Source organism: Siphonobacter sp. BAB-5385 (genome assembly GCF_002261125.1).
GTDB lineage: Bacteria > Bacteroidota > Bacteroidia > Cytophagales > Spirosomataceae > Siphonobacter.
Genome location: NZ_NMPS01000203.1, coordinates 1 through 18,677, shown reverse-complemented (window position 1 = coordinate 18,677; position 18,677 = coordinate 1). Strand labels below are relative to the sequence as shown.

Genomic DNA, 18,677 nt, shown 5'->3' with positions numbered 1-18,677 from the left:
GATAGACGGTTGATGCAAAGACTATTCGGAAAGCGAATTGCAGTACCGGAACAGCTCAACGATGGGTTTTTCTTCGTCGTAGCGGTACCATTTTACCCGATTCACAAAAAAGCTAACTTCGTCCTGCTGGTTAGGCAGCGTTTTGTAAATCTGCCGGAGCCGGCCTTTGTATTTCACAATCTGTCCGTTGGGATGCTGAAAGTAGTACACATTCTTCTTTTGTTTTTCGTCGTGAAACGGCACCTTCAGTACTTGCTCGCGACCCAGTAACCGAATCCGCCCATCGACCAGTACTTCGAAAAAGGTTGGTACCATGCGGTCCCGGTGAGCGAATGATTCTACGATAAATGTTCGCATCCGGTTGGCTTCTTCGTCGTAATAATAAAACGAGGCTACTTTCTGAGCGGAAAGAACGTTGGTTACGCCATCCATACTAAATTCCAGCAAACCCAGGTCAGTATTGAAGTGTAGCTCGCCCGTTAGCCATTCGCCCGATTGTAATTCAACTTTACCAGAATACCAGTGGGGCTGTTGCTTGGCAAAAACAGAATGAACAAAAAGGCTACAAAAAAAACCAAAGTAAATTTTAACGAGGTAAAGGTTTTCATGGCAATCATTTTTAAAGATTCGGATTGAAGAAAATTTTAACGCGTACTTCAGTGGTTTTACCCAATAATCTTTGTTTTAATTTTGTACTGTTTGAAGTTTTTTTTGAATTAATCCAACAAATGTGTTGAAATATTCTGGATTCATCTAAATAAATGCTCCGTTTTTTCGCTAAAAATCAGCGATTTAAGTATGAGTCGAAATAAAGGGTAGGTAAGGGTCGGAAAGCCATAAAAAAAAGCCTTTCCGCTTAGAGAAAGGCTTTTGTAAGCAAGTGAAGAATTAAGCTTAAATCAGCGGTTTGAGCCCATTCAGCAAGTGACCCATTTTATCGCGTTTCGTCGTCAGGTAGCGTTCGTTGTAGGGATTGGAAGGAATCTCAATCGGGATGGTTTCTACAATTTCAACGCCGTAACCCGACAGAGCCGTCCGTTTTTTCGGATTGTTGGACATCAGTCGCAATTTGGTAATACCTAAATCCCGAAGAATCTGAGCCCCGATGCCGTAGTCGCGTTGGTCCATTTGAAAGCCCAACTCCAGATTGGCTTCCACCGTATCCCGACCCATTTCCTGCAATTTATACGCCCGGAGTTTGTTCAATAGTCCGATGCCACGTCCTTCCTGGAACATGTACAGCACCACGCCTTTCCCTTCTTTCTCGACCATTTGCATGGCTTGGTGCAACTGCTCCCCGCAATCACAGCGGCAGGAACCAAAGATATCGCCCGTTACGCAGGAGCTATGCACCCGCGTTAGTACGGCTTCGCCTTCTTCCCATTCGCCTTTTACCAGAGCCAAGTGCGTATCACCCGTAGCAACCTGCGTATAGGCAATCAGGCTAAAATGGCCCCATTCGGTGGGCATATCCACGCCAATTTCGCGTTTGATCAGCGTTTCGGTTCGCAGACGGTAGGCGATCAGGTCTTTGATACTAACCAGCTTCATTCCAAAACGATCGGCAATTTTCCGTAGCTCGGGGAGGCGGGCCATGGTACCGTCTTCGTTCAGAATTTCAATCAGGGTGCCCGAAGGTTTTAAGCCCGCCAGTACGGCAAAATCGACGGCTGCTTCGGTATGGCCGGGGCGGCGGAGCACGCCTTCGGCTTTAGCTTTCAGGGGAAAAATATGGCCCGGACGACCCAAATCTTCGGGTTTCGTGTCCGGATCTACCAGGGCCCGAATCGTTTTGGCCCGGTCGGAAGCTGAAATACCCGTGGTACAGCCGTTGCCTAGCAAGTCTACGGAGACGGTAAAGGCCGTTTCATGGTTGGACGTATTCTGGCCAACCATCATATCCAGTTGTAATTCCTGACAGCGGGCTTCCGTGAGGGGTACACAAATCAGTCCGCGGGCCTCCTTGGTCATGAAGTTGATGATTTCGGGCGTGATCAGCTCCGAGGCACAAATCATATCCCCTTCATTTTCACGGTCTTCGTCATCGACGACGACGATAATTTTACCGGCCCGAATGTCTTCAATGGCCTCTTCGATGCTGTCTAATACGATGGGACTTTCTTCCATGGCTGCTTGGCAATGTATAGGGGGTCTGTGAAGTCAGAAGTCTAGCAAATTCTATTTGAAATATACGCCTGAGAATCTTTCTTACGTTCTGACCACAGTCAACACCCTTTTTGGGTGTTAGGTTTCTTCGAGAAATGTGAATGAAGTCTCAAAACTACGGTCCTATTTTGGAATGATGGCAGGATTCATTGAAATTTGACCAATAGCTCATAGAAAGACCAGAAACTTCAGATGCGGATACGTATACTTTTACTGCTTTTAGGAATTGTATGGGAAGGCTGGGCTCAGTGCCCGGTTGGTGATAAAGTATTGGGAACGCAACAAACCGGAAAGATCAGTATCCGTGTAGGAAGTAGAACGGCAACCCCTGTTGAATTTACGGGAACTTCTAAACAACCCTTAAAAATTTGCAAAGGCCAGACGCTTTATGTAGAAGATCTGACAGGCGGAGATAATACAGGGTTTTGGTACGAATACCAAAATGCTACAATTGATTTCAATAATGACCTGAAGCCCGAAAGCATTCAAACTTCCAAAACCTACGACAAAGCTGGAACCTACGGACTAATTATGGTAGGAAGTTCATTAAACGGAGGTCACTATGCCTGTCAGACGGTACAGGTGCTGGGTAATCCTGATCCTAACTTCGAAGTCGATGCCTGTGAAATTGAGCAAGTTACCCTGGTGATTCCTAAAGATAGTTCCAGAAATCCTTACGACGAATTTACAGTAGAGTGGGGGGATGGAAATACAGAAAAAGTACTAAAGAAAGATTTGCCCCTAACGAAAGTGCATATCTACAAAAATGCCGGTACAGGCGTTGCAATTTCGGTTCAGGGTACATATGAAGGGAATATATGCAGTAGTTCTAAAGTCAGCAAGTTCATTGACCCCGGCAAGCTCAACCAGTCACCCAAACCCATCGTAACCTTACTGGAGCTGTCAGCAACCAAAACCGTAGCGACCATTCAGTTTGCCGGACCCGTTTCTACAACGCAGGAAATTTTTCAGAAGGAAGTGGGTGGTACTTACGTTAGCACAGGCATTCAGATTCAAAATAATCTAACCTCAGAACGGATTACCAATCTTAACCCCACAAAACAGTACTGTTTTCAGGTCCGTTCGGTAGGGGGCTGTGCGAGTTCCAGCGGTTCGGATGAAATTTGTACTTTACCCATCACGGTGGTAGCAAAAGCAAAGCAGATGGAGGTAAACTGGACGGCCTATCCGCAAGCCACGGCTACTTTCGAATCGTATACGGTAAGTAATGGTACAACGACTTTTCCGGTCATTACAGATCGTAACCAAACTCAGCTGATTGATCAATCCGAACTGGAATGCGGCACCTCGTATTGCTACCGCGTAACGGCCCGGGTCAATAACATCAATTCCATATCCAATGAAGTTTGCGAGGAAATCGAGTCTACCGTAAAGCCCGATCCCATCACCCAGGCTTACGCTACACTGGCCGGAAATGCTGCGGTATTGAACTGGGAATCTCCGGGGGGTAAAGTTCTGGACTATGAAATTTTACGAGCCGAAGCCGGGAGCAAATTTGAAAAAATCGAAACGGATACAACGATTGTTAGTCCGTATAAAGATAAGCAGATCAATCCTTCGCAACGATCATACTGTTATCAGATTTCGTACGAAAGTGCCTGTAAAACCTGGTCAAATCCATCGTCGCCCGTATGCACCATCTATTTAAGTCAAAAAGGTGGCGAGCTTTCCTGGACGAGTAACAACCCCTTTACCGAAGACTTGGGCGAGTATACCGTGCAGGCTTTGGATGCTCAGGGAAACGTAGTGGCTTCCATTAACGTAGCTAAGGCTACGAAAATCAGCGTGAGTAGCCTCAGTTTCCTATTTCACCGGACTACGAATATCGGATTCAGTCCACTTCAGCATCCGGTAACACCAGCTGGTCTAATCCAATCCCGATTCAGGAGCTTTTTCAGGTTTATGTACCCGATGCCTTTACGCCCAATGGTGATTCCCAGAATGATGTCTTCCTGCCGAAGGTATTACACGTCAACGCTCTGAAATTTACCGTATTCGACCGTTGGGGCAATTCTATTTTTTCTACGGAAGACGAAAGCGAAGGCTGGGATGGGTATGTCAATGGAAAACCCGCTCCGCAGGGCAGCTATTCCTACCGCCTGGACGTGCGGAATGAGCTAGGCGATTCGTTTACCAAACGGGGCGTTTTCCGCCTCATTCGTTAAGGGTAATCGGGGCGTCGCGGGTTCTGGGCACGGTTTTGTACCCGTTTTCTCTACCTTTGTAATCAGTTACATTCAAACCGAACGACTACACATGTTTGATATGCTAGGCATGATGGGCAAGATGAAAGAAATGCAGGCCCGCATGAAAGACGCTCAGGAAACCCTTCCTTCCATCACCGAAACGGCTGAAGCCGGGGCGGGACTGGTAAAAGCAACCGTGAATGGACGCAAACAACTCGTTCATTTGGAGATTGATCCGGATCTGGTGAAACCCGAAGAAACGGAAATGCTCCGCGACCTGATCGTGGCCGCGACCAACAAAGCCCTCGAAGCCGTAGAAGCCCGGGTGGCCGATCACCTCAAGCAGGCTACCGATGGTCTGTTGCCCAATATTCCCGGCATGGAAGGCTTGTTCGGTAAATAAGTCGATGCTATACGAGTCAAGGAAGAGAAAAGACTTTCGCTAGTCTTTTCTCTTTTTATTCTTTCCCCATTTTGTATCCATTGCCTGGCTGGGCAAACCTTTATGGACCTTCTGGCCATTGTTATCCTGAATTACAACGGGAAATCCTACCTGGAAAAATTCCTTCCTACCGTACTCGCCTACGCGGATGGTCATGCCGTATACGTCGCAGATAACGCTTCCACGGACGACTCCGTAGTCTGGTTACAGACGCACTTTCCGGAAGTACGGCTCATTCGCAATACTGTCAATTACGGCTTTGCCGGAGGTTATAACGAAGCTCTCCGACAGATTCCGGCCGAATACTATTGTCTGCTTAATTCTGATGTTGAAGTGACGTCGGGCTGGCTGGTAGCCCCTTTACGTCTCTTACAGCAGCATCCGCAGGTGGCGGCAGTACAGCCCAAAATTCGCGATTACAACTACCGGGAACATTTCGAGCACGGCGGGGGCGTTGGCGGACATCTGGATTTTCTAGGCTATCCCTTCACCCGTGGCCGTATCTTTGAGACGCGTGAACGCGATCAGGGCCAGTACGATACCGACGAGCCCTGTTTCTGGGCCTGCGGGGCCTGTATGTTTGTGCGAGCGGAAGTGTACCAGAAAATGGGCGGATTCGATGCCGATTTTTTCGCTCATATGGAAGAAATAGACCTTTGCTGGCGAATGCAACTGGCAGGATATGAGGTTTGGGCTACGGCCGGTTCGACGGTGTATCACGTGGGCGGAGGTACGCTGGACTACCTGAATCCCCGCAAAACTTTTCTCAATTTCCGGAACAGTCTGGCGATGTTGTATAAAAACCGGCCCGCCCAAAACCTGTATGGCATCATTCTGCTACGATTGGTACTTGACGGTCTGGCCGGTGTCCGTTACGTACTGGGTGGACACTTTGCTCTGTGCTGGGCTATTATTCGGGCTCATTTTGCTTTTTACGGACAAGCACGAATCTGGCATCGCAAAAGAAGGGCTCTGGACGGCCTGCGAAAGCAGAACAGGCCCGTTCGCCTGTTTGAAAAGAGTATCATAAGGGCATACTTTTTTCAAGGGATAAAGAACTATTCAGAGCTTTCGTGAAAAGCGGTACATTGCTGACGTTGAAACGCTCTAATTTCTTCTCTAAAGTCCATGCATAGCGAATCGGCCCTATATCAGTATCCTTCCGAGTTTCCCGAGCAAATTCAGATGCTGGAGAAACTGGATCTGCTGTTTCCCGATATCGTTCATGTACAGGACCTGACCACGCAAAAGATCATTTACATCAATGATCGCTTTACGGAACTGTTGGGTTACAGTAAAAAAGACCTGGCTGATCGGGGTGGGGATTTACACGCCATCATTCTGTCGGAAAGTCTGTTTAACCAGCGGGCCGCCCGGATCGAAGAATTGATTACGCGGAAAAAACAGTTTGTGGAATATGAAACGCTGGTACTGCATAAAAATCAGACGGAACGGCTGTTTAGAACCCGCGTAACCATTTTCCGGAGTGACGCCCAGGGCAACCCCCTGGAAACCATTGGCGTTTCGGAAGATATTACGGAAACGCATCTGGCCTATACCCGGCTGCTCCAGCACCAGGAAATGCACCGGATCACCGAGCAGGCTTTTCACTTTGGCAGCTGGGAAAAAACCTGGTGACGGGCGAGCTGATCTGTTCGGATGGTTTGTACGAAGTGATGGGGCATACACGGGAAACCTTTCAGAAAGATTGTGCGGACTATACCTCATTTTTTACGTTTCTGGACCATCGCGATGACGACTTAGTGGTGCGTACCGTGCAGGAAGCCATTGATACCAGGCAGGCCTTCCGCCTCGAACACCGCGTGATGACGCAGGAAGGGCAGGAGAAAGTATTGATGGTGGTAGGTCGCCCCGTAGTCAATGAAAAAGAGAAGGTGACGCATCTGGTCGGCAGTATTGCCGATATCACGCTGTTACGACAGTACGAATCAGCCCTGCGTCAGAAAATCGAAGAACTACAACGATCGAATGGCGAGCTGGAGCAGTTTGCCTATGCCGCTTCCCATGATCTTCAGGAGCCGCTGCGAAAGATTTCAGCATTCATTTCCCGCTTAAAACAACGATTAGGTACGCAACAGGACGAAGAGGTGGAGAATTATATGCGGCGTACGCTTCAGGCCATTGATCGGATGCGAAGTTTGATTGACGCCCTGCTGATTTTGTCCCGGGTAACACGACAGGGGCAAAATCGCGAAATAGTGCCACTCAATCCCATCGTAGAGGAAATCCTGGAGGACTTCGATGCCCAGATTGCTGAAAAAGGAGCGACTATCGAATGGGATGAACTCCCTGAAATTTACGGTGTACCCGTACAAATGCGGCAGTTGTTTTCCAATCTGATTGGCAATTCGCTCAAGTTTACCGATACGATGCGGCCACCGATCATTCGGATTGCCGCTCAGTCGTTATCCCTTACGCAGGTCCGGCAAAAGGGATTATCTACGGCCCGTAAATGGGTTGAGATTACTTTACAGGATAACGGAATTGGCTTTGATCCCGAATACAAAGATCGAATCTTCCAGGTTTTTCAGCGACTCAACGGTCGTTCGGAGTTCGAGGGAACCGGTATTGGCCTCGCTTTGTGTAAGAAAATCGTAGAGCACGAGGGGGGGACAATCCTCGCGGAAAGTCAGCCCGGTGAAGGGGCTCGGTTCACTTTTTATCTTCCCAGTGCTTCCTAGCGTGTCATGGTACTGGATCATGCCCGTGGCCGCCCCAGGGGTGACAACGGGAGATTCGCCGCAGAGCCAGCCAGCCACCTTTCCAGGGGCCGTGTTTTTCAATAGCCTGAATGGCGTACTGCGAGCAGGTCGGCGTATACCGACACGAGTTGCCCAGATACGGGGACAAAGCTCCCTGGTAAATCCGGATCAAAACAATAAAAAAACGTCGCATCAATTTTATTTATTAAAATAATCCCGGGTTTACGAGTAAATCCGCTGGATGGAGAATAGTTTTACGGATGCCACCGAGTATTGTGGGTCGTAGAAATCCGCCCATTTACGTAATACGAAAAGGCAAAAATCCGTTCGATTTATAATTGGATTCTATCGTAGAAAATGGCTAGCAGAAGGAATTAATTTGTTACTTTTGCTTTATATCCCCAACAGTTCTTCCTCAAAATTGAGAGCATCGTGACGTTGATTAAATCTATCTCCGGAATCCGGGGAACCATTGGTGGAAACGTGGGTGAAGCCCTTACTCCCGTTGACATTGTTAAGTTTTCCGCCGCCTTCGGAACTTGGCTAAAGCGTAAATTTCCTGAAAATCAAAAGATTGTCATTGGCCGGGACGCTCGTCTTTCCGGAGAAATGGCGGTTCGTTTAGTATCAGCTACTTTACAGGGACTTGGCTTACACGTAGTCGACTTAGGTTTATCTACCACGCCCACCGTTGAAATAGCAGTCCCTCTGGAATCAGCTGCCGGTGGAATCATTCTAACGGCCAGCCACAATCCCATTCAGTGGAATGCGTTGAAATTGCTTAATGCAAAAGGTGAGTTCATTTCCGCTGAAGACGGAGCCGAAGTACTGGCACTGGCTGAAGCTGAAGCGTTTTCTTTTGTAGAAGTGAAAAAATTAGGTAGCTATCGCGTAGACGATTCGTACCTGAAAAAGCACATCGAAGCCATTCTGGCCCTGCCGCTGGTAGAAAAAGCTGCCATCGAAGCTGCCGATTTCAGCATTGCTGTTGATGCGGTAAACTCCTCGGGGGGTATCGCCGTACCCATGCTGCTGGAAGCCCTGGGCGTTAAAGATATTCTTAAACTTCACTGCGAACCTACCGGCTACTTTGCCCACAACCCCGAGCCTCTGCCCGAACACCTGACGGATATTCGCAAGGAAATGCGGACGGGCAAATACGATCTGGGGATTGCTGTAGATCCGGACGTAGATCGACTGGCGTTTGTTTCGGAAGATGGTGAGCCTTTCGGCGAAGAGTACACGCTGGTAGCCGTAGCGGACTACATTCTGAAAAACCAGGTTGGCAATACCGTTTCCAATCTTTCTTCAACCATTGCTCTGCGGGACGTAACCCAGAAAGCTGGTGGTACGCACCATTCCGCGGCGGTCGGCGAAGTAAACGTGGTAACGAAAATGAAAGAGGTAGAAGCGGTGATCGGTGGCGAAGGCAATGGAGGCATTATCTATCCCGAGTTGCATTATGGTCGTGATGCCCTGGTTGGTATCGCTCTATTCCTGACGCATCTGGCCAAATTCGGCAAGTCTGTATCGATTCTGCGGCGGGCGTACCCGAATTATTACATCTCGAAAAACAAGATTGAATTAACGCCGGAGCTGAACGTAGACGTTGTACTGGAGCGAATTCAGCAGAAGTATACCCGTCAGCCCATCAATACGGAAGACGGTGTGAAAATTGAATTTGGCAATGAATGGGTACATCTTCGCAAGTCGAATACCGAGCCCATCATCCGCATTTATTCGGAATCTGACTTTATGACCAAGGCCGAAAACCTGGCCAAGAAGATCATTCAGGATATTAAAGAAGTGGTAGCCACGCTGTAAATCGCGGACGTTAGTCACTGCTAATAGAAAGGGACGATGCTTACTAAGCATCGTCCCTTGTGTTTACAGACCAATCTCTTCGGACAGGCCAAACTCCCGGGCACTGGTCTGGAGCGTTTGCAAAAACTCGTTATAACTGAAAATCCGGCCTTCGATGTAATCCCGTTCAGCGGGGTCGCAGAAGGCTAGCCGACCCTGTAGTTCGTGAATGCCGCTGTGCACGGTAATGAGTACATCATGAATGAATGCCAGATACGTCTCAGAAGGCTTCATAGGGATTAATGAGCGAGTACGAATTCAAACTGTTCCCAGTTGATTTCCCGGAAGTCAGCAATGACTGCACTAGTGAGTGGGGCCAGTTCATCCTTACTGTGGCTGGTCGAAACGCCCACTACTTTCATTCCCGCTGCTTTTCCGGCCTGAATGCCCAGTAAGGCATCTTCAAATACGACACAATTACTCGGGTGAACTTCCACTAATTCGGCGGCTTTCAGATAAATATCCGGAGCGGGTTTGCCATTCTGTACCATTGAAGCATCCACGACCACATCGAAAAGCGGACGAAGGCCCGTGCCGTCCAGGGTAAACTGCACATTTTCGATGGGGGCTGACGTTGCTACGGCACATTTCACGCCGTATTCATGAAGAATATTCAGAAAGCTGATGAGTCCTTCAGCTGGTTCAAGTGCTGGACCGTAGCTATTGCGGTACATTTCTTCCTTCTCGTCAGACATCTGCCGTACTTCTTCCGGCGAGGGGTCGCGGCCGAGCAAATACGCAAACGAATCGAAGGAGTTTTTTCCGTTCAGGTTGGTATAATACATTTCCCGGCTAAAGGGAAATCCGTGGTTTTCGCAGAACAAACGCCAGGCTGTTTCATGGTAGGCCATATTATCCACGATGACGCCATCCATATCAAATAAAGCAGCCCGTAAGGTTGGATCAGGTTGTTGAATACTCATACAAACAGAATTTTTTGACAAAAACGGCAAAAAAGTAGTACCAACCAAGCAGTCAAACCGCGGGAGAAAGCCTTTTCCAGATCCGAAAAAAGTTCTTAAAGGTTGATTTTCAGCCCATCATAGGCCAGATGCACGTGCGGAGGTAATTCGGCTTCGACCTGAGCATGAAGGCCCATCGAATGGCTAATGTGCGTGAGATAGGCGACTTCCGGCTTTAACTTTTCAATGATCTCCAGAGCCTCCGGCAGAACAAAGTGGGAGAGGTGTCGGGGACCTTTATGCAGGGCATTAATCACCAGAACCTTGCTGTTGCGAAGCTTGTCCAGTTCTGATTCAGCAATAAAATTTGCATCCGTGATGTATGAAAAATCCCCGATCCGGTAACCAAACACGGGTAATTTGTGATGCATCACCTCGATGGGAGTCAGTTGCAAACCCAGGATCTCAAAGGGTTTGTTTTCAATCGGATGCAATTGTAAGCGGGGCGTACCGGGGTATTTATGCTCGGCAAAAGCGTAGGCGAACTCTACTTTGATTTGCTCCAGTACAGCTGCCTGTCCGTACAGCGGGATGTCGGAATTTTGCCGAAAATTAAAGGGTCGTACATCGTCCAGACCCGCCGTATGGTCTTTATGAGCATGCGTAAAGACAACGGCATCCAAATGCATGATACGTTCACGGAGGGCCTGCGTACGGAAATCCGGGCCGGTATCAATAACCAGACTACGACCATCAGCTTCCACGTGCATGGATACCCGAAGGCGTTTATCCCGAAAATCAAGCGAACGGCAAACCGGACAGTCACAGCCAATGACCGGAACGCCCTGCGAAGTACCCGTACCGAGAAAAGTTACCTGCATACCCAATACTATTGAACAGAAGAGAATGATGAATTCCCTTCTGTTCAAGAACGATGTTAGCCAATCACGCTAAAAAAATTATACTTCGCCGCCCGTAAACTCGCGAACTTTGGCAACGAGGGCATCAAAGTTGAGGGGCTTAATCAGAATGTCGTTGAAGCCAGCAGACTTGAACTCTTCCGGAGAGTAGTTACGGGCATTACCGGTGATGGCCACCAGCGGGGTTTGTGCCTTTTGGGCATCGGGTAGTTGGCGAATCTGACGGGCACACTCCATGCCGTCCATTACGGGCATGTTGATGTCCAGCAGAACAATGTCAAAAGATTCTTTATCAAGCAATTGCAATACCTGCTCCCCATTTTTAACGGAAGTGATTTCAAAGTTCTGGAATTCCAGAATTTTCTTAGCGAGGTTTTGAATGACGGAGCTATCTTCAGCAATCAGGACGCGTTTGAAGGCCATTGTCGGAAAAATTGGGTTTCTATACGAATTGATAAAGCGAAATAACGGTTAATTCCGGTACAAGCTTAAGAAATCCTTAAGGAATTATCCTGTACTGTATGTCGCTCTCCGAATCGATCTGGGATAAAGAGGTGACAGACAATGGCTTGTCCGCTACAGGGAACGCTGAAACGTACGAAAAAAATCATTCACCAGAGCAACGTTCTTTCTTATAGGACTTTTCTACGGGAATGATACCCTGGAAAAGCGAAAATCTATTCCTGTAATTTAGGATTATTGAGGTGACGGGTCGCGTCACGGATGTTCTTCTTGTCGAGGTTTTTTTCGAAAGCCTCCGTCAGATTTACACCCGTTTGATTCGCCAAGCAAATCACCAGCCAGAGTACATCCGCCAGTTCGTCGCCCAGGTCCTTGTTTTTGTCAGACTCCTTCTCCGACTGTTCCCCGTACCGGCGGGCCATGATTCGGGCGACTTCACCTACTTCTTCCATCAGCAGGGCCGTGTTGGTCAGTTCGTTAAAGTAGCGTACTCCCACGGTGGTAATCCACTGATCTACGGTTTTTTGGGCTTCTTCCAGCGTCATGGAATTAGATGCGGTTTTTAGAGTCAATAATGATAGTGACGGGACCGTCGTTGAGCAGGGAGACGTTCATGTCGGCCCCAAATTCGCCCGTCGCAATGGGCTGACCCAGTTCTTTTTCCAGCTGAACGATCATCTTTTCGTACAAAGGAATAGCCACTTCCGGACGGGCGGCGTCGATATAACTCGGACGATTGCCTTTTTTCGTACTGGCAAACAGCGTAAACTGACTGATGAGCAGAATACTTCCCTGTACGGCTTTCAGGTCGAGGTTCATTTTGCCCTCTTCATCGCCGAAAATTCGCATGCCCACAATCTTGCGGGCCAGCCATTCCAGGTCTTCTTCCGTATCGGTATGGGTGATGCCCAGTAAAATCAGTAAGCCCTGAGCAATTTCTCCCTTGATGCGGGAATCAATCGTGACGGAAGCCTGCGAAACGCGTTGAAGAACGGCAATCATGATAAATAGTACGTTTTTAATGGAAGCAGAGGACGATACTTACCCGTAATGATACAGCAAGTAGGCAATGCCGAAATACACGCTATACCCCAGAAAATCATTGGCCGTAGTAATAAAGGGTCCCGAAGCTACGGAAGGATTGATTCCGTACCGATTGAGAATAATCGGGGTTACCGTTCCCGTAAACGAAGACAGCAGTACTACCGCCATCAGCGAAATGGATACGACCATCGAAAGTTTAAGGGAGTGCGAAAGAATCAGGTAAGTGATGAGAAAAACAAAGGCCGCAATCAGTACTCCCTTCAAAACGGCAACCGTCAGAATTTTGAGCATACGCGGCCAGAACTCACCGCTCAGGGCCGATTTATCACTCAGAATCTGAACCATGAACGAGGAGGACTGAATACCCACATTCCCACCCGTTGAACCAATAATGGGAATGAATAACGCCAGAGCCGGTACCATCATCAGCAGGTCGTGCTCGAATATGCCCAGAAACTTGGCCGCCAGCAAACTACCAATCATGCCGATACCCAGCCAGGGTAAACGCGAACGCGTAATCTTCCAGACGGAATCATCCTCTTCGACTTCTTCGGAGACCCCCGTAATAGCGGCGATGTCTTCCTGAGCCTGTTCCGTAATTACGTCCACCACGTCATCAATGGTAATTTGCCCCAGCAGACGTTTCTGTACGTTTACGACGGGGAGAGCATCCAAATCGTACCGGGACATCAATTCGGCGACGTCTTCGGCGGAGTCGTACGTAGAGGCATAAATGACATCGTCGTCGTAGATTTGCTCAATCTTACTGCCCCGTTTAGCCAGAATGATGTCTTTCAGGGAAACAATCCCCAATAGAATCTGATCGTCATCCACTACGTAGACGGTGTATACCTTTTCCACGTCTTCCGCCTGCCGACGAATTTCCTCTACGCACTCGGTTACTGTTTGGCGTACGTTGATTTTCACCAGCTCCTTCTGCATCAGACCGCCCGCCGTATCGGGTTCGTAGGGCAGCAGATCGAGGATAAAACGGGCCTGTTCGCGGTCTTCAATCAGGGCAATGACTTCCTCCCGAATCCGTACGGACTGTTCTTTGAGCAAATCCACCGCATCGTCCGAATCCAGAATATTGACGTAACGGGCAATCTCGGCCGAGTCAAAGTATTTCAAAAGCTCCCGACGGGAATCCGAATCGTATTCAGCCAGAATTTCGGCTCCGGTTTCGGTATCCAGTAACGTAAGGATATAATGAGCTTCCGGGCCTTCCAGCTCGTCGAGTAAAACGGAAATATCAGCGGCAAAGAGGTCACTCAGTTCCAGCCGGATGGTCGATTCATCGCGAAGCTCCACGGCCTGGCTTAGTCGTTCTACGTACTCTTTGGTAAGCTCAAAAGCCATACAATCAGATCCAAAAGACGAATAAAAGCGGAAAGCTAGGCCTTTTTAGCCCGTTCGATGGTTTGCGTAATGTCAACAAACTCAGCCACGCCCAACTGTTCAGCCCGTTTCTCCAGAAGTGGATGATCAAAGATCACGCCAATGGGTTTGAGAGCGTTTCGTAGGGTTTTACGACGCTGGTTAAAGGCCGTTTTGACTACGTTGAAAAACAGCTTCTCATCGCAGTCGAGCTGGGTTACTGCATTACGTTGCAGACGAATAACGCCTGATTGTACTTTTGGTGGCGGATCGAAGGCTCCTGGCGGCACCGTGAAGTGGTACTTGATGTCGTAGAAAGCCTGAAGCAATACGCTCAGGATGCCGTAATCACGACTACCCGGCGGCGAAGCAATGCGTTGAGCCACTTCCTTCTGCAGCATACAAACTACTTCCGGAATCTGATTGCGGTATTCGAGTACGCGGAAAAAGATCTGGCTGGATATGTTGTACGGAAAATTTCCAATCAATCCAAAAGACTCAGGAGAGAACGTCCGCAAATCCCATCGCAAAAAATCGTAGTTATGAACGCGGGGGGAAAGGTCCGGAAAATGTTCGTGCAGATAATCCACCGATTCCCGGTCAATTTCTACCACGTGTACTTCAAATTGGGGTTTACGCAAAAGAAACTGCGTAAGCACACCCATTCCGGGACCAATTTCGAGTACGGTCCGGTAATCCTGGTATCCCGACAGCAAATCAGCAATCCGCTCGCAAGCGTGTAAATCGCGGAGAAAATGTTGTCCTAAGTGCTTTTTTGCTTTTACTTTCATTCAAAAGGCAGTTAACCGCCCGTAGGGCTCAGGGCTCGCTCGGGCGTCTTTGTATTCAGGTAGTGACTATTCCGAAAACGCTTTCCATTTTTCGAAAGGTCGGGCAAATCGGCTGAATCAATGGCTCAAAATTACCCTGATTTTTTGTAGTTTTATCGAAAAAAGCACGTTATAATCCGTAAATGCGATGGCATCCTCGGCGTATGTGGCTTATTACGAATCACCGCTGGGCTGGATGGAACTAGGTTCCTCGGCAGAAGCTTTGCAGGTAGTTCGCTTCGTTCCTGAAAAGGGGCGTCAGGTTTTTACGACTCTGCTTGAGGAAACACAGCATCAATTGACCGAATATTTTTCGGGAAAACGCCGGGATTTTGACCTGCCCCTACAATGGACGGGTACGGCGTTTCAGCAAAATGTGTGGCAACGCCTGCGGGAATTACCTTACGCCGAGACGGTTTCTTACATCAACCTGGCCCGCGAAATTGGGGATGAAAAAGCAACGCGGGCCGTTGCGGCAGCGAACGCCAAAAATCAGATTGCTCTCATCGTACCCTGCCACCGCGTAATCGGTACGGACGGCAAGCCCGTAGGGTACGCCTGGGAAATCTGGCGGAAACGCTGGCTGTTGCAACATGAGCAGCAATGTTCGGGTACAGGACAGCTCTGGCTATTTTAACAGAAAAAGAATTGATTTTCTGACCGCTACGTCGGTACGAAAGTCCAAGGCATCGATACAGAATGAGTAAAACCTTGAGTACGGAAGCGGGACCTTCGCTTCGCCAAACCTCGCCGGGATTGCCGTTGAGTTCGGCTTCCTCGGAGTTACAGGATTTGATCCGGAATACGACGGATTTGATCCAGATGATTGATTTACAGGGTCGTTTTCTGTACGTCAACAAAGCCTGGAAAGATACGATCGGCTATCGGTCCGCCGAGTTGAATCAGATGAATTTACGGGATGTCATTCACCCGGAGTTCATGGAAGAAACGCTCAGTAAGTTTGAACGCGTCAAAAACGGCGAACAGATTCCGGATTTTGAAGCGGTATACCGGCGTAAAGATGGCCGGCGGGTGTACCTGTCGGGATCGGTCAACTGCCGGTACGACGAGCAGGGAAAGCCGATTGTATTTCGGTGCATCTTTCACGACGCGACGGCCAAAAACCGGGCGGAGAATGCCCAGAATCTGTACTACCAGATTGCTAACTCCACGCTGAGTACGCGGAGTCTGGATGATTTGTATCACTTTATCCACGAAGAATTGGGAAAGGTCATTGATACCAAGAACTTCTTCATTTCGCTGTACGATCCGACCAAGAGTTACCTCTACTTTCCGTATTACGTCGATGAGTATTTCAACAAGAATATTCGGTTTACGAAGCGTAAACTGGGTAATGGACTTACGGAGTACGCCATTGTGGCCAATCGGCCCCTGATGCTTACGGAAAATGAAATTCTCGATCTGGCCCGGCAACGGGTGTTGTACATCTACGGCGAAATTCCGAAGGTCATGTTGTGCGTGCCGCTACGGATTGGTGACCGGATTACGGGAATTATCGGGGTAAAATCCTACGAGCGGGCCAACAAGTACGACATCCGGGATTTGGAACTGCTCGAATTTATTTCGGGTCAGGTAGCCGTTGCCATCGAACGCAAACAGGCGGAGGCCGAACTGGGGAAACAAACGGCCCGGTTACACGCCATTTTCGAGTCGTCGAGTCACCTGATGTGGACGGTCAATCGCCGGTTGCAGTTGACTTCGTTCAATGACAATTACATGAAGCTGATTCAAAGTCAGCTCAATATGCCCCCGCAGGTTAATGTTACGACTGACCAGTTTGCCTGGCGACTGATGGATTCTTCCAACCGAAAGATCATGGAAGAAAAGTACAAAATTGCTTTTCGGGGTAAAGCCGAGTCGTACGAAGTGCACATGGAGCATATCCGGCACGGCGATGACATCTGGCTGGAAGTATACCTGAATCCGATTTTGCTGGCCGATGGAACGATTGAGGAGGTAGCGGGCATTGCCCGGGATATTACGCCCCTGAAACGTTCCGCCCGCGAATTGCTCAAAGCGAAGGAAGAAGCCGAACGTTCACTCAAAGTAAAAGAGCGTTTTCTGGCGAATATGTCGCACGAAATCCGTACACCCATGAATGGGGTGATCGGAATGATTGACCTGCTGGGTACGACCAAACTGGAAGAGGAGCAGCGGGAATACGTGCATACGATTAAGAAGTCCTCGGAAACACTGCTGAATATTCTGAACGACATTCTGGATTTGTCCAAAATCGAAGCCGGAAAAATGGTCCTGCACGAAGCACCGTTTGAGTTCCGTAGCGTCTTCGATAAATTAATCAGTCTGTTCGGACAAACGGCCAAAAACCGGAATAATACGCTTACGTACGAGCTGGGATCGGACTTGCCACAGTACATCATCGCTGATGAAACCCGGTTGTTACAGATTCTTTCCAACCTGACTTCCAACGCCCTCAAGTTTACGGAACAGGGCTCCGTGAAGGTTCGGGTTATGAATCTGGCTACGCACGGCAAATGGCACAAAATACGTGTGGAGGTCGAGGATAGTGGAATTGGTATTTCAGAGGACGGTCTGAAACAGCTTTTCGGAGCTTTCCAGCAATTAGACAATACAACCCGGAAATCCTTCGGTGGTACGGGTCTTGGGTTGGCGATTTCCCGGGAATTATCCCGCCTGATGAAAGGAGAGATGGGAGTCGAATCGGAAGTAGGGCAGGGCAGTACGTTCTGGTTTACGGTGGAACTCAAGGAAACGATGATTGCTCCCTTGCAGGAGAAAAGATACGCCGACGAGTTCCAGATTGTGGGCTATCTGGCCAAAGAACAGCCTCATATCTTACTGGTGGATGACAACGCCGTGAACCGTAAAGTGGCGAGCGAAATTCTACTAAAAGCGGGTTGTCGGGTAGAAACGGCCGATTCTGGCCGGAAAGCCATTCAACTGGTGGAACAAACAATTGGAACAGATCCGTACAGCCTGATTTTGATGGATATTCAGATGCCGGATATGGATGGTCTGGAAACAACGCAGGCCTTACGGAAGCAATTTGCCGAAGCATTGCCGCCTATTCTCGCCATGACGGCCTATTCGATGAAGGAAGACCGGGAACGTTTCCTGAGTCAGGGTATGAACGATTACGTATCCAAACCCATCCGGGCTGAAATCCTGGTGCTCAAGGTCAAGGAATGGGTAGATCGGGTTGGAATCGAGAAAGCGAAAACGAATGCTACGAATGCCGTGTCTGAACCCGTAGTGCCTGAACCGCCCGTTACGAATGAACTCAGTGACTTGTACGATTTTGGCGTAGTGAATCAATTGGCCGAACTGGCGGGTAAGGAAATGGTTGAACAGGTATTTGCGGAATTCGAACAGGAAGCAACGGAACAGATTGCTGCGGCCAAGGAAGGCTTTGCGAGTGAAGATTTTCAAATGGTTGAATCCAATCTTCATACGCTGAAAGGCAATGCGGGTACGCTGGGCATCACACGCTTGCATGAAGTGGTAAAAACGCTGGAGTTAAAAACCAAGGTGGGCAATTTCAGTACGTTTACGACGGAGTTTCCGCCCATTGAAACCGAGTTACGCATTTTAAAGAAACATACGCCCAGGTGCTACAAGGTCTGAAGTGATGGGCTACTTAAAAGGTGCAAATGCGATTGAGCCATTTAGAAATGAATCCGCCTGCTGTAGTACATCATCTACAGGGCATTCAATGAAAAAGGGGTTAGCTAATTAGCT

The 18,677-nt window shown here is 48.7% G+C and carries 20 protein-coding genes; 9 read left to right on the top strand and 11 right to left on the bottom strand.

Annotated features, from left to right (window positions below; all coding sequences use genetic code 11):
* Nucleotides 1-21 precede the first annotated feature (21 nt).
* Together BWI93_RS19905 and BWI93_RS19900 are read right to left on the bottom strand one after the other, a co-directional pair.
* Nucleotides 22-447 carry a hypothetical protein gene (locus BWI93_RS19905; RefSeq protein ID WP_094814533.1) on the bottom strand — a complete coding sequence of 142 codons (426 nt, stop codon included), beginning with the start codon at nt 445-447 and terminating at the stop codon, nt 22-24.
* Nucleotides 448-894: 447 nt separating this feature from the next.
* Nucleotides 895-2,127 carry a bifunctional 3,4-dihydroxy-2-butanone-4-phosphate synthase/GTP cyclohydrolase II gene (locus BWI93_RS19900; protein ID WP_094814531.1) on the bottom strand — a complete coding sequence of 411 codons (1,233 nt, stop codon included), beginning with the start codon at nt 2,125-2,127 and terminating at the stop codon, nt 895-897.
* A gap of 231 nt (nt 2,128-2,358) precedes the next feature.
* On the opposite strand from BWI93_RS19900, the gene BWI93_RS29005 reads away from it, so the two are divergent.
* From BWI93_RS29005 to BWI93_RS19875, 6 genes are all read left to right on the top strand, one after another.
* On the top strand, nt 2,359-4,170 hold the full coding sequence (locus BWI93_RS29005; protein WP_255157965.1) for a hypothetical protein: 1,812 nt from the start codon (nt 2,359-2,361) through the stop codon (nt 4,168-4,170).
* A complete protein-coding gene (locus BWI93_RS29730) occupies nt 4,062-4,352 on the top strand; it encodes a T9SS type B sorting domain-containing protein (RefSeq protein WP_369679192.1) in 291 nt (96 codons plus the stop codon). The genes BWI93_RS29005 and BWI93_RS29730 overlap by 109 nt, the downstream gene beginning before the upstream one ends.
* A gap of 91 nt (nt 4,353-4,443) precedes the next feature.
* Entirely contained in the window at nt 4,444-4,776 is a 333-nt protein-coding gene (locus tag BWI93_RS19890; RefSeq protein ID WP_094814529.1) for a YbaB/EbfC family nucleoid-associated protein, read from the top strand.
* 102 nt (nt 4,777-4,878) lie between these two features.
* On the top strand, nt 4,879-5,892 hold the full coding sequence (locus BWI93_RS19885; protein WP_094814527.1) for a glycosyltransferase family 2 protein: 1,014 nt from the start codon (nt 4,879-4,881) through the stop codon (nt 5,890-5,892).
* Nucleotides 5,893-5,943: 51 nt separating this feature from the next.
* The gene (locus tag BWI93_RS19880; RefSeq protein WP_094814525.1) at nt 5,944-6,453 is read left to right on the top strand and encodes a PAS domain-containing protein; all 510 of its coding nucleotides are present in this window, start codon (nt 5,944-5,946) and stop codon (nt 6,451-6,453) included.
* The gene (locus tag BWI93_RS19875; protein WP_094814523.1) at nt 6,450-7,517 is read left to right on the top strand and encodes an ATP-binding protein; all 1,068 of its coding nucleotides are present in this window, start codon (nt 6,450-6,452) and stop codon (nt 7,515-7,517) included. Before BWI93_RS19880 ends, BWI93_RS19875 begins: the two co-directional genes overlap by 4 nt.
* Before the next feature lie 4 nt (nt 7,518-7,521).
* Here the strand turns inward: BWI93_RS19875 and yidD are convergent, their stop codons facing one another.
* Nucleotides 7,522-7,731 (bottom strand): membrane protein insertion efficiency factor YidD, encoded by a 210-nt coding sequence (gene yidD, locus BWI93_RS19870; RefSeq protein WP_094814521.1) that lies wholly within the window; start codon nt 7,729-7,731, stop codon nt 7,522-7,524.
* Nucleotides 7,732-7,970: 239 nt separating this feature from the next.
* Between yidD and glmM the strand changes: the two genes are divergently transcribed.
* Entirely contained in the window at nt 7,971-9,362 is a 1,392-nt protein-coding gene (glmM, locus tag BWI93_RS19865) for a phosphoglucosamine mutase (protein WP_094814519.1), read from the top strand.
* Between the two features lie 63 nt (nt 9,363-9,425).
* Here glmM and BWI93_RS19860 read toward each other — a convergent pair whose 3' ends face one another.
* From BWI93_RS19860 to rsmA, 8 genes are all read right to left on the bottom strand, one after another.
* Nucleotides 9,426-9,635 carry a hypothetical protein gene (locus BWI93_RS19860; RefSeq protein WP_094814517.1) on the bottom strand — a complete coding sequence of 70 codons (210 nt, stop codon included), beginning with the start codon at nt 9,633-9,635 and terminating at the stop codon, nt 9,426-9,428.
* A 5-nt stretch (nt 9,636-9,640) separates the two neighbouring features.
* Nucleotides 9,641-10,324: an HAD family phosphatase gene (locus BWI93_RS19855; RefSeq protein WP_094814515.1), complete on the bottom strand. Its 684-nt coding sequence runs from the start codon at nt 10,322-10,324 to the stop codon at nt 9,641-9,643.
* A 95-nt stretch (nt 10,325-10,419) separates the two neighbouring features.
* Entirely contained in the window at nt 10,420-11,184 is a 765-nt protein-coding gene (locus BWI93_RS19850) for an MBL fold metallo-hydrolase (protein ID WP_094814513.1), read from the bottom strand.
* Nucleotides 11,185-11,262: 78 nt separating this feature from the next.
* Complete coding sequence (locus tag BWI93_RS19845; protein WP_094814511.1) at nt 11,263-11,646, bottom strand: response regulator; 384 nt, start codon at nt 11,644-11,646, stop codon at nt 11,263-11,265.
* A 254-nt stretch (nt 11,647-11,900) separates the two neighbouring features.
* On the bottom strand, nt 11,901-12,230 hold the full coding sequence (locus BWI93_RS19840; RefSeq protein WP_094814509.1) for a nucleotide pyrophosphohydrolase: 330 nt from the start codon (nt 12,228-12,230) through the stop codon (nt 11,901-11,903).
* A 4-nt stretch (nt 12,231-12,234) separates the two neighbouring features.
* Nucleotides 12,235-12,687, bottom strand: coding sequence for a D-aminoacyl-tRNA deacylase (gene dtd / locus BWI93_RS19835; RefSeq protein ID WP_094814507.1), 453 nt, complete (start codon nt 12,685-12,687; stop codon nt 12,235-12,237).
* A gap of 39 nt (nt 12,688-12,726) precedes the next feature.
* Nucleotides 12,727-14,088: a magnesium transporter gene (mgtE, locus tag BWI93_RS19830; protein WP_094814505.1), complete on the bottom strand. Its 1,362-nt coding sequence runs from the start codon at nt 14,086-14,088 to the stop codon at nt 12,727-12,729.
* Nucleotides 14,089-14,123: 35 nt separating this feature from the next.
* A complete protein-coding gene (gene rsmA, locus BWI93_RS19825) occupies nt 14,124-14,897 on the bottom strand; it encodes a 16S rRNA (adenine(1518)-N(6)/adenine(1519)-N(6))-dimethyltransferase RsmA (protein WP_094814503.1) in 774 nt (257 codons plus the stop codon).
* 187 nt (nt 14,898-15,084) lie between these two features.
* On the opposite strand from rsmA, the gene BWI93_RS19820 reads away from it, so the two are divergent.
* Complete coding sequence (locus BWI93_RS19820; RefSeq protein WP_094814501.1) at nt 15,085-15,573, top strand: methylated-DNA--[protein]-cysteine S-methyltransferase; 489 nt, start codon at nt 15,085-15,087, stop codon at nt 15,571-15,573.
* Nucleotides 15,574-15,635: 62 nt separating this feature from the next.
* Entirely contained in the window at nt 15,636-18,563 is a 2,928-nt protein-coding gene (locus tag BWI93_RS19815) for a PAS domain S-box protein (protein WP_094814499.1), read from the top strand.
* Nucleotides 18,564-18,677: the final 114 nt, after the last annotated feature.

What these genes read in the sequence shown, in the direction of transcription:
- BWI93_RS19820 (WP_094814501.1), top strand. Translation starts at nt 15,085, where the DNA reads ATGGCATCCTCGGCGTATGTGGCTTATTACGAATCACCGCTGGGCTGG.
- BWI93_RS19845 (WP_094814511.1), bottom strand. Translation starts at nt 11,646, where the DNA reads ATGGCCTTCAAACGCGTCCTGATTGCTGAAGATAGCTCCGTCATTCAA.
- dtd (WP_094814507.1), bottom strand. Translation starts at nt 12,687, where the DNA reads ATGATTGCCGTTCTTCAACGCGTTTCGCAGGCTTCCGTCACGATTGAT.
- BWI93_RS29005 (WP_255157965.1), top strand. Translation starts at nt 2,359, where the DNA reads ATGCGGATACGTATACTTTTACTGCTTTTAGGAATTGTATGGGAAGGC.
- rsmA (WP_094814503.1), bottom strand. Translation starts at nt 14,897, where the DNA reads ATGAAAGTAAAAGCAAAAAAGCACTTAGGACAACATTTTCTCCGCGAT.
- BWI93_RS19885 (WP_094814527.1), top strand. Translation starts at nt 4,879, where the DNA reads ATGGACCTTCTGGCCATTGTTATCCTGAATTACAACGGGAAATCCTAC.
- BWI93_RS19890 (WP_094814529.1), top strand. Translation starts at nt 4,444, where the DNA reads ATGTTTGATATGCTAGGCATGATGGGCAAGATGAAAGAAATGCAGGCC.
- yidD (WP_094814521.1), bottom strand. Translation starts at nt 7,731, where the DNA reads ATGCGACGTTTTTTTATTGTTTTGATCCGGATTTACCAGGGAGCTTTG.
- BWI93_RS19860 (WP_094814517.1), bottom strand. Translation starts at nt 9,635, where the DNA reads ATGAAGCCTTCTGAGACGTATCTGGCATTCATTCATGATGTACTCATT.
- BWI93_RS19855 (WP_094814515.1), bottom strand. Translation starts at nt 10,324, where the DNA reads ATGAGTATTCAACAACCTGATCCAACCTTACGGGCTGCTTTATTTGAT.
- BWI93_RS19850 (WP_094814513.1), bottom strand. Translation starts at nt 11,184, where the DNA reads ATGCAGGTAACTTTTCTCGGTACGGGTACTTCGCAGGGCGTTCCGGTC.
- BWI93_RS19840 (WP_094814509.1), bottom strand. Translation starts at nt 12,230, where the DNA reads ATGACGCTGGAAGAAGCCCAAAAAACCGTAGATCAGTGGATTACCACC.
- BWI93_RS19815 (WP_094814499.1), top strand. Translation starts at nt 15,636, where the DNA reads ATGAGTAAAACCTTGAGTACGGAAGCGGGACCTTCGCTTCGCCAAACC.
- BWI93_RS19900 (WP_094814531.1), bottom strand. Translation starts at nt 2,127, where the DNA reads ATGGAAGAAAGTCCCATCGTATTAGACAGCATCGAAGAGGCCATTGAA.
- mgtE (WP_094814505.1), bottom strand. Translation starts at nt 14,088, where the DNA reads ATGGCTTTTGAGCTTACCAAAGAGTACGTAGAACGACTAAGCCAGGCC.
- BWI93_RS19880 (WP_094814525.1), top strand. Translation starts at nt 5,944, where the DNA reads ATGCATAGCGAATCGGCCCTATATCAGTATCCTTCCGAGTTTCCCGAG.